The organism is Alishewanella sp. WH16-1, from assembly GCF_001441695.1.
Taxonomy (GTDB): Bacteria; Pseudomonadota; Gammaproteobacteria; order Enterobacterales; family Alteromonadaceae; genus Alishewanella; species Alishewanella agri.
The window spans coordinates 1-10,022 of record NZ_LCWL01000040.1 but is presented as its reverse complement, the minus strand read 5'-3'; the positions used below and the strand labels follow the sequence as shown (position 1 = coordinate 10,022).

The following is a 10,022-nucleotide window of genomic DNA, read 5'->3' as shown; positions in this document are numbered from 1 at the left end:
CCCGGCGCACGCATAAAAAAAGCCAGCGGCGAGGCTGGCTTAGTTGGGCATCAGGTTTTACCGGCTTAGAGCGCAGCTTCCAACTCCGGTAATACGCTAAAGAGATCGCCAACCAGACCATAATCGGCAACCTGGAAAATCGGCGCTTCCGGATCTTTGTTGATAGCGACGATCACTTTTGAGTCTTTCATACCAGCCAGATGCTGGATAGCGCCAGAAATACCGACGGCAATATACAGGTCAGGCGCCACAATTTTACCGGTCTGACCGACCTGCATATCATTTGGCACAAAGCCGGCATCGACCGCAGCGCGCGAGGCACCAATGGCCGCGTTCAGCTTATCGGCAATCCCATTTAACAGCGCAAAGTTCTCGCCATTTTGCATGCCCCGACCACCGGAGATAATCACCCGGGCGGCCGTCAGCTCCGGCCGCTCTGATTTGGTCAGCTCTTCGGCAACAAAGCTGGATACGCCTAAATCTTTAACCACAGAAACGGCTTCAATAGGCGCGTTATTGCCGGTAGCAGCCGCAGCAAAGGCCGCACTACGAACCGTCAATACTTTAATGGCATCAGCCGATTGCACCGTAGCAATAGCATTACCGGCATAGATTGGCCGCACAAAGGTATCAGCACTTTCAATGGCGATAATGTCAGAAATTTGCGCCACATCTAACAGTGCTGCCACCCGTGGCAACATATTCTTACCACCGGTGGTGGCTGCTGCCAGAATATGACTATACCCGGCACCTAACTCTGCCACTAAAGCAGCGACGTTTTCTGCCAGTTGATGCGCATAAGGCGCGGCATCGGCCAGCAATACCTTGCTAACACCGGCAATGCTTGCGGCTTCAGCTGCCGCAGCCTGACACGCCTGACCAGCAACCAGCACATGGATTTCACCACCGAGCTGGCTGGCAGCCTGTACGGTTTTAAAGGTATCCGCTTTCAGCGCACTATTGTTATGTTCAGCTATTACCAGAATGCTCATCAGATCACCTTTGCTTCATCTTTTAACTTAGCTACCAATTCGGCGACGCTTTCTACTTTCACCCCGGCCTGACGGCTTGGCGGTGTCGTCACTTTCAGGGTATTAACCTTACTTTCCAGTGCCACACCCAGGCTATCGGCGGCTTTGACATCCAGCGGCTTTTTCTTCGCTTTCATAATATTCGGTAACGAGGCATAGCGCGGCTCATTTAAACGCAGATCCGTCGATACTACGGCCGGCAATGTCAAGGCAACCGTTTGCAGACCACCGTCAATTTCACGGGTCACCTGCACCTTACCGTCTGCTACCACCACTTTCGAAGCGAAGGTGCCTTGCCCCAAACCGGTTAAAGCCGCCAGCATCTGTGCCGTTTGGTTATTATCCGAGTCAATCGCTTGCTTACCCATAATCACCAGCTGTGGCTGCTCTTCTGCGACCACCTTGGCCAGTAACTTGGCCACTTGTAGTGAATCCAGGTTTAGTTCAGTCTCCAGCTGCAGCGCACGATCGGCGCCCAGCGCCAGCGCGGTACGCAGCTGTTCTTGTGCGGCTTTATTCCCGATATTAACCACCACCACCTCAGTGGCAACGCCGGCTTCTTTTAAACGCACGGCTTCTTCCACCGCAATTTCGCAGAATGGGTTTAACGCCATCTTCACGTTCGCCAGATCCACACCACTGTTATCCGGTTTAACCCGAACCTTAACGTTGTAATCGATAACCCGTTTTACCGGAACTAGTATCTTCATAATGGCCTCATCTGAATGCGACAACCCTTGCCCGGGCTGCTTTACGTGCAGGTAAACTAATAACTTTGAGCATGGCCGACAATCTACTTCCTGTTGACGTTAACGTCAACCTGCAATATCCTGCTATCCTCAATAAATTCCCATGTTTATAAAAAATTCTGTAAACAATAGCATCCACAAAACAGGCGGCTGTGGCTAAGCTCAGGCATACTCTACAATAAACACAGCCCAACCTGCCAACGCAAGAGAGGTAACCCGGTGGAAAGAGAAGCAATGGAATACGATGTGGTCATCGTTGGCGCAGGCCCGGCGGGTCTGTCGGCTGCTATTCGTTTAAAGCAACAGGCTGAAAGCGCAGGCCAGGAAATCAGTGTTTGTGTGGTAGAAAAAGGTTCTGAAGTCGGCGCCCATATTTTATCCGGTGCCGTCTTTGAACCCCGCGCGCTGAACGAACTGTTGCCGGATTGGGCCGAGCGCGGTGCGCCGCTAAATACCCCGGTCACCCATGATGATATCTATCTGTTTAGTGATGAGCAGAATGCGCGCAAGCTACCGGGCTTTGCCGTACCTAAGACCATGCATAACAGCGGTAACTATATTATCTCAGCCGCTAACCTGTGCCGCTGGCTGGCGGAGCAAGCCGAAGCGCTTGGTGTAGAGATTTTCCCGGGCTTTGCCGCCAGTGAGCTGGTACTGGAAGATAACACGGTCAAAGGTATTCTGATTGGTGATATGGGCTTGGATCGCGAAGGCCAACCCAAAGACAGCTATACCCCCGGCATGGCATTACTGGCCAAATACACCCTGTTTGCCGAAGGCTGCCGCGGTCATTTGGGCAAACAACTGATTAAACACTTTGCGCTGGATGACGGCAAGTCGCCACAGCATTATGCAATTGGCTTTAAAGAAATCTGGGATGTGCCGGCCGAACAGCATCATGCCGGTTTGGTGGTGCACTCTGCCGGTTGGCCTTTAGATGACGCCAGCGGCGGTGGCTATCTGTATCATGCTGAAGGTCAGCAGGTCGTGGTCGGTTTAATTATTGACCTGAACTACAGCAACCCTTACCTGAACCCCTTTGAAGAGTTTCAGCGCTATAAGCAGCATCCGACTTTAAAACAGTATTTAAAAGGCGGCAAACGCGTGTCCTATGGTGCCCGCGCTATTGCCAAAGGCGGCCTGAACAGCCTGCCAAAAATGAGTTTTAATGGCGGATTATTAATTGGCTGTGATGCCGGCACCCTGAACTTTGCCAAGATTAAAGGCAATCATACCGCAATGAAATCCGGCATGCTGGCGGCCGAAGTGGTCGCCCAGGCCTTATTGAGCGGCGATACCGGTGGCCAGGATCTGACCGGCTTTGCCAATGCCTTTACAAGCAGCTGGTTGTACGATGAGCTGTACCGCTCGCGTAATTTCGGCCCGGCGATCCATAAATTCGGTACCTTCTGGGGCGGCGCCTTTAATACTTTGGATCAAAACTGGTTTGGTGGTCGCTTACCGCTGACCTTAAAAGACGAACAGCACGATTACGCCCAGCTCAAACCGGCTGCCAGTTGCCGCCCTATCGTGTATCCGAAGCCGGACAATCAAATCAGCTTTGATCGCTTAAGCTCGGTTTACCTGTCGAATACCAACCATGAAGAAGAACAACCCTGCCATCTGAAACTGAAAGATGCCAGCATTCCGATCCAGGTGAACCTGGCTAAGTATGCTGAGCCGGCGCAGCGCTACTGCCCGGCTGGCGTTTATGAGATAGTCGAAGAGCAGGATAAAGGGCCGCGACTGCAGATCAATGCGCAAAACTGCATTCACTGTAAAACCTGTGATATTAAAGATCCGAGCCAGAACATCACCTGGGTGACACCAGAGGGTGGTGGTGGCCCGAACTATCCGAATATGTAACCTGTAGCGGCAAGCCAGAGCATTATTGCCCTGCGCTTGCCAGCTCCTGCTGCAACTGCTGACTCACCAGACTGCTGCCAACATAACTAAAACCACCACTTTGCAACAGTTGTAACACATCTTGCTGTAACCAACTTTGCGCTGCGGTGGCTTTGGCAACCGGCGTTAACATCAACCAGCCGGCCTTGCCATGGGTCTTTACCTGATATAAAGCTTTGTCTGCCAATGCCAGTGCCTGAGTCCAGGTCCAACTACTGTTATCCGGCAGCGGATACTGCACTACGCCAACCGAACAACTGATCGCAAAAGGTAATTCTCCTTTCACTGTCCAGGGTTCCTCTGCGATGGCTTGCATTAAGCGACCAAGAAATGCCAGTGGCTCATCCTGCTGCTCCTGGATAATTAAAAACTCTTCACCACCCCAACGGATCAGATGATCAGATTGCCGCAGTAAGCGTTTTAACAAGGCAGCCAGTTGCTGTAAAACCGCATCACCTGCCTGATGGCCCAATAAATCATTGACCTGTTTAAAATTATCCAAATCCAATAATAAACAGAGTAACGGCCGCTGCTGCCGTCGCGCCCGTGCCAGAATCGCATCCAACACCTGTTGTAAATAATGCCGGTTATGTAACCCTGTTAAGGCATCCGTTACACTTAACAACTGTAAGCGCTGGTTCAGCTGCGCCAGTTGTTGGTTGGCCTGATTTAATTCTTGCGTCCGCTCTGTGACCATGCGCTCCAGTTGCTGCTGCAAGCGGGCCAGCCGCTGCAGGCGCAAGCGATAGCTACCATAGATCACCAGTAGCGCCAATAACACCAGCAACACGTAAAACCAATATTGTTCATACCAGCGCGCTTTAATCTGTAACGGCTGACTGACAATCGCACTCCACTCGCCTTCGCCCTGATAACGGGCTTGCACTTCAAAGCTAAACTCACCGGCCGGTAAATTGGTATAAAACGCCTGGCGCCGGTCATTGACCGTCGTCCACTGCTGATCATAGCCATTAAGGCGGTAGCGGAATAATAAGGTCCTGGGCCGGTAGTAGGCCGGTGCCGTAAAACTAAATACCAGATCCCGGCTCTGCTGATCGATGACGAGCGGCTGCGCCAGTGGCCAGGAGGTCTGCCCGACCTTAATCTCCTCCAACAACACCTGAGGTACCGGCACCTGATCTGACAGGCCAGCCAGATCTACACTGACCAGACCGTTTAAACTGGGTAAATACACCTTACCCTGCCACAATGCTCCTTTACTATTACCGGCACCATTACAGCAGCGCAAGCCATCAACGCCGGCCTCAGGACCGATATCATCGATAATGATCCGTGCTTGCAGCTCTCCCTCAGTCAGCACCGCTGAGCTGAGCCGGTATACGCCATTAAAGTTGGCGATAATCAGGCCGCGGTCGGTTTCGGCCAGATAAATGACATCATTTGACGGCAACCCCTGCTCCGGCGTAATGTGCTGCCAGCCCCCCTGACCATCTTCAAAAGCAAAACCATGTTGCAGGGTGCCAAGCAAGATCCGGCCATCCGCTAACTCGGTAATAAAGGTCACGTAAACACCATCAAGCCGGGGATCGCTTATTTTTTTCAGCTGTAAACCATCCCAGACATAGGCACCGTTGGGCGTCCCCAGCCATAAGCGATCCTGACTATCGGTTAAAATGATCCGAAAGCGATTTGCCGGTAAGCCAAGGGAAGGCGTCATCAACTCAGGCTGATCACTGTGCGGTAAGATCCGGTATAAACCGTCAAAGGTTGCCACCCAGATACTACCATCGCGTCGCTGCGCAATACCGTTAATCTGAATATGGTCAAGTGCGCTAAAGCGCTGCACCTGCTGATAATCCGCACTGATTTTATTTAAACCACGCCGGGTTCCTGCCCAAATGGTGCCGTCCGTCTCACGAAATAACGAATACACCACATGATGTGACAGTAACGCCGGCGCCACTTTGCTGGTAAAGCGCTCACCGTCAAATGCCGCCAGACCGCCATTGTAGCCGACTAACAGCTCATTGCCGGCCTCTTGCAGCGCCCAGACATAGGGATCAGGCAAATCGGATGCTACGCCATAATTAGTCGTCGCATCAGCGCGAAAACGCAGCAAGCCATGGGTTTTGCTGCCAAACCACAGAAAACCCTCACGGCTTTCAAACGCCGACACCAACCAGCCAAGCTTACTGTGTTGCCGTAAATCGGTCACCGACAGCAGTTGTTGTCCCCGGTACTGCCGTAACTCCTGATAGGTAGCAATCCATAAGTTGTCCTGCTGTTGGTACAACAGCAACACCTCATCTGCGATCTGCTGCTGCGCCGGACTTAACTGCCCGTGCTGATATTGCCATAGTCCTTGCGGGGTGGCGAGCAGTAACCCAGAGGCCGTGCTCACCATCTCGGTAATCAGCCAGCCTGCTTGTTCTACTTCGGCAACCAATTGATATTCGTCATTTTGCCACAGTGCCAGATAACCTGGGCCGCCGAGCCATAAGCGATCACCTTCCGCCAGTAAACTGCTTACCGGCCGGCCTGGTACCGGCAGTACACTGAGCTGCCCCTGTTGCCATACCAGCAGCTGCTCAGCGGCAATAAACACCTGCCCCTGGCTGTTTTCAGCCATTGCCTCCACACTGCCAACGCTGCGCCCGTCAAGCGTCAGCTCCTGAAACTCTTGCTGCTGATAGCGGATCAGTTTATCGGAGCTGCCAATCAGTAATTCACCTGCCGCAGTAGTATGTAACGACCGCAACAAGGGGTTGCTGAGTAACTCGGTATTCTGGGCATTGAATACCTGAAATTGGTTACCATCAAAGCGCGCCAGGCCACCTTCAGTCGCTACCCAGATATAGCCGGCCGGATCCTGCGTAATATCCACCACTGAGGTTTGCGGCAAACCATGCTCAGTATTCCATACCCGTTGATGTAATTGCCCAAAAACCCTGTCAGCCGCCGGAACCGTAGTACAGACTAACAGCATCAGCAAAAACAAGATTGGATTGGCGAAGCGGTTCAGCATGGCAACAGACTCAAGGTAAAGCGGCACCACGGGCAGCAATATACAGCTGATACCAGTGCTGACGACTTAGGCTGATATGCTGAGCCTGCACTGCGGCTTGCAGGCGCTCAACTTTGCTGGTGCCTATTACCGGCTGGATCTGCGCCGGATGGCGCAGCAACCAGGCCAGCACTATGGCTTCAGGTGCCACCTGATATTCAGCAGCCAAACGGCTCACCAGCAGGCGGGTTTGTTGCTCAGCAGCAGATTCATCTGGCTGCGCCTGGCTATAGCGCCCTTGCGCCAGACTGCCCCAGCTCTGGATTTGTATATCCTGCTGCTGACAATATTCCACCGTACCATAACCAAAATGCCGGCTGGCACCTTCGGCCATCCCGGTGAGCAAGGTCTCTTCAATAAAATGATGCCGCTGCAGGCTCATTTCCAGTTGATTAACCCGCAACGGCATTGGTAGATAATGCTGGAGCAATTGCAGTTGCGGCCAGGCCATATTGGAGACGCCAAAGTGGCGAACCTTGCCCTGTTGCAGCAGTTGCGTGAAGGCGGCAGCAATTTCGGCTGGCTCTAACAGAGGATCGGGCCGATGCAGTAACAATATATCAAGATAGTCAGTTTGTAAGCGGCTAAGAATGCCATCTACGGCAGTTAAAATCGCCTGCTGGCTTAAATCGTAATAGCCTGGCTGCTGCTCAGTTGCCAGCTTGATTCCGCACTTTGATTGCAGCAGCAGCTGTTCACGTCGCTGCGGAAAAGCGTTAAGGTAGCGGCCAAACACGGTTTCGGCTTTACCAAAGGTATAGATGTCGGCATGGTCAAATACCGTAATACCGGCTTCCAGTGCGCTGTCAATGAGTGCAAAAGCCTGTTGTTCATCCTGACGGTTCAGCGGCGTATTGTTCCAGCCCCCGCCCAGCCCCATACAACCCAGCACCAGCCGGCTGGCTGCTGGTAATGCCTTGTTTATTGGTATCGTCATAGGCAGATCCCTGTTCGTTGCCGGTATTTTAACCGCAAGCCAGGGCAGAACCCAAGTGATAATCTGCTTTTACCGGCAAAACCTTGCTCTGCCCGGACAGGCCCCTTACACTAGACGTTTTCAGCTGTCAGTGAGCCTGCCGTTAACACCATGTCCGAAACCCATCTCGTGCGTTTAAATAAATTTATCAGTGATACCGGTTATTGTTCCCGCCGTGAGGCCGATGCGCTCATCGCCGCCGGCAAGGTGACAGTAAATGGCCAAAGTGCCGAAATAGGGCTAAAAGTTAGCGCCGGCGATACGGTGCTGGTAGATGGCAAGCCGCTAAAAAATAAGCCAAAACGAGTATATATTGCTTACCATAAGCCGGTAGGCATTACCTGTACTACGGAACGTAAGGTCGCCGGCAATATTATTGATGCCCTGAAATACCCGGAGCGGATTTTCCCCATTGGCCGGCTGGATAAACCCTCTGAGGGCCTGATATTTCTGACCAACGATGGTGATATCGTTAATAAAGTGCTGCGGGCCGGCAATGCGCATGAAAAAGAATATGTGGTCACGGTGAATAAACCCATTACCGAGCACTTTATCAAGCGCATGAGCCAGGGTGTGCCTATCCTGGATACGGTGACCCTACCCTGTAAAGTACGGCAAGTCTCGCGCAATACCTTTAATATTATCCTGACCCAAGGTCTGAACCGGCAGATCCGCCGCATGGCCGAGTTTTTAGGCTATGAGGTGGTGAAATTAAAACGCACCCGCATTATGCATGTGCGGCTGGCAGAATTAAAAGTTGGCCAGTGGCGACTGTTAGATGCCTACGAAGTGGCTGAGCTGGAACAGCTGGTGCAACACTCCAGCAGTGTTAGCAGTGCTGTTGCCAATAATGCGCTAAACCAAGATCACGAAGAATAACGGAGCTATTGATGTCACTGGCCAATCTGAAAACCACTTTGCCTTTGCTGTTAGGTCCGGCGTTATTCTTATTAACCCTGTTTACCGAACCCTTCGACGCTGAGCTCAGTCGTCATGCCTGGATAATGTGTGGCCTAACTGTATGGATGGCCATCTGGTGGATTAGCGAAGCGGTGCCTATTCCTGCCACCGCATTAATCCCATTAGCCGTGTTACCGCTATTAAAACTCGATAGCATTGCCGCTGTTGCCGCGCCCTATGCCGATCCGCTGATTTTTCTGTTTTTTGGCGGCTTTGTGCTGTCGATCGCGATGGAGCGCTGGAACCTGCACAAACGAATTGCCTTACTGACCATGCTGCTGGTTGGCAGTAAACCCAGCCAGCAAATTGCCGGCATGATGTTGGTTACCGCCTTTTTGTCGATGTGGATGTCGAATACCGCCACCGCCGTCATGATGCTGCCTATTGGTTTATCGGTAATTGCGATGCAAAGCCAGGGCGGCCAGCAGCAAGACAGCTTTGCCAAGGCAGTACTACTGGCGATTGCCTATGCTGCCAGTATTGGTGGCATCGCCACCCTGATTGGGACACCGCCAAACGCCTTGCTTGCGGGCTACCTGCAAAATGTGCATAACATCACACTGAGTTTTGCCGACTGGATGCTATTAGGGGTGCCACTGGCCAGCGTATTGTTGGTGTTAACCTGGCTGTGGTTAACCCGGTTTCAGTTTAAGCTCGATGGCGCAGTGCAGGCCGACAGCCGGCAAATCTACCGCCAGAAACTGGCGGAGCTTGGACCAATGCAAAATGCCGAAAAACTGGTACTAATGGTCTTTTTAGCCGCAGCGTTCTGCTGGACCTTGGCGAAAAAAATCACCGAATTTACCGGTATCCCGATGAACGACACTGTGACTGCAGTGTGCGTGGCACTGCTGCTGTTTATCTTGCCGGTCAGCCTGAAAAGCGGCCAGCGCGTGCTGGTGTGGGAGGATTGCCAAAAGCTACCATGGGGTATTTTGCTGTTGTTCGGGGGTGGATTAACTCTGGCCAGTCAAATTCAAAAATCCGGTCTGGCGGATTTTATCGCGCTACAAGTCAGTCAGCTTGGCACCCTGGATATGCTAACACTGATCCTGTTGGTCACCACGCTGATTATTTTCCTGACCGAAGTGACCAGTAACACCGCCACCGCTGCCGCCTTTTTACCTTTACTGGGCCCGGTGGCAGTTTCGATGGGTATGCCGGTGACCATGCTGGTGATCCCGGCGGCGATTGCCGCCAGTTGCGCCTTTATGATGCCAGTTGCTACGCCGCCTAATGCTATCGTCTTTGCCTCGGGTCAGCTGAAAATTGCTGACATGGTGAAAGCCGGATTTGCTTTAAATATTTTATCGATTATCTGTATCACCGCAGCCTGTTTGTGGTTGGTACCGGTTATTTTTTCCTAACGCAGCGTC

The 10,022-nt window shown here is 52.3% G+C and carries 6 protein-coding genes and 1 pseudogene; 3 read left to right on the top strand and 4 right to left on the bottom strand.

What is annotated here, in order from left to right; genetic code table 11:
- Positions 1-65: 65 nt before the first annotated feature.
- Positions 66-992 carry an electron transfer flavoprotein subunit alpha/FixB family protein gene (locus AAY72_RS04625; protein WP_057785769.1) on the bottom strand — a complete coding sequence of 309 codons (927 nt, stop codon included), beginning with the start codon at positions 990-992 and terminating at the stop codon, positions 66-68.
- The gene (locus tag AAY72_RS04620; RefSeq protein WP_057785771.1) at positions 992-1,741 is read right to left on the bottom strand and encodes an electron transfer flavoprotein subunit beta/FixA family protein; all 750 of its coding nucleotides are present in this window, start codon (positions 1,739-1,741) and stop codon (positions 992-994) included. The genes AAY72_RS04625 and AAY72_RS04620 overlap by 1 nt, the downstream gene beginning before the upstream one ends.
- 258 nt (positions 1,742-1,999) lie before the next feature.
- Here AAY72_RS04620 and AAY72_RS04615 point away from each other — a divergent pair, with 258 nt between their 5' ends.
- Positions 2,000-3,646 carry an electron transfer flavoprotein-ubiquinone oxidoreductase gene (locus AAY72_RS04615; protein WP_057785768.1) on the top strand — a complete coding sequence of 549 codons (1,647 nt, stop codon included), beginning with the start codon at positions 2,000-2,002 and terminating at the stop codon, positions 3,644-3,646.
- Between the two features lie 22 nt (positions 3,647-3,668).
- Here the strand turns inward: AAY72_RS04615 and AAY72_RS04610 are convergent, their stop codons facing one another.
- Together AAY72_RS04610 and AAY72_RS04605 are read right to left on the bottom strand one after the other, a co-directional pair.
- Positions 3,669-6,671: a ligand-binding sensor domain-containing diguanylate cyclase gene (locus AAY72_RS04610; protein ID WP_057785770.1), complete on the bottom strand. Its 3,003-nt coding sequence runs from the start codon at positions 6,669-6,671 to the stop codon at positions 3,669-3,671.
- Positions 6,672-6,681: 10 nt separating this feature from the next.
- Positions 6,682-7,647 carry an aldo/keto reductase family oxidoreductase gene (locus tag AAY72_RS04605; protein WP_057785767.1) on the bottom strand — a complete coding sequence of 322 codons (966 nt, stop codon included), beginning with the start codon at positions 7,645-7,647 and terminating at the stop codon, positions 6,682-6,684.
- A 150-nt stretch (positions 7,648-7,797) separates the two neighbouring features.
- Here AAY72_RS04605 and rluF point away from each other — a divergent pair.
- Positions 7,798-8,541: pseudogene (gene rluF / locus AAY72_RS04600) on the top strand (23S rRNA pseudouridine(2604) synthase RluF); the annotation flags it as partial.
- A 35-nt stretch (positions 8,542-8,576) separates the two neighbouring features.
- A complete protein-coding gene (locus AAY72_RS04595; protein WP_057785765.1) occupies positions 8,577-10,013 on the top strand; it encodes a DASS family sodium-coupled anion symporter in 1,437 nt (478 codons plus the stop codon).
- The last annotated feature ends 9 nt before the right edge of the window (positions 10,014-10,022 follow it).

Excerpts from the sequence above, each read along its gene's own strand:
- AAY72_RS04610 (WP_057785770.1), bottom strand. The coding sequence starts at position 6,671 with ATGCTGAACCGCTTCGCCAATCCAATCTTGTTTTTGCTGATGCTGTTA.
- AAY72_RS04620 (WP_057785771.1), bottom strand. The coding sequence starts at position 1,741 with ATGAAGATACTAGTTCCGGTAAAACGGGTTATCGATTACAACGTTAAG.
- AAY72_RS04595 (WP_057785765.1), top strand. The coding sequence starts at position 8,577 with ATGTCACTGGCCAATCTGAAAACCACTTTGCCTTTGCTGTTAGGTCCG.
- AAY72_RS04605 (WP_057785767.1), bottom strand. The coding sequence starts at position 7,647 with ATGACGATACCAATAAACAAGGCATTACCAGCAGCCAGCCGGCTGGTG.
- AAY72_RS04625 (WP_057785769.1), bottom strand. The coding sequence starts at position 992 with ATGAGCATTCTGGTAATAGCTGAACATAACAATAGTGCGCTGAAAGCG.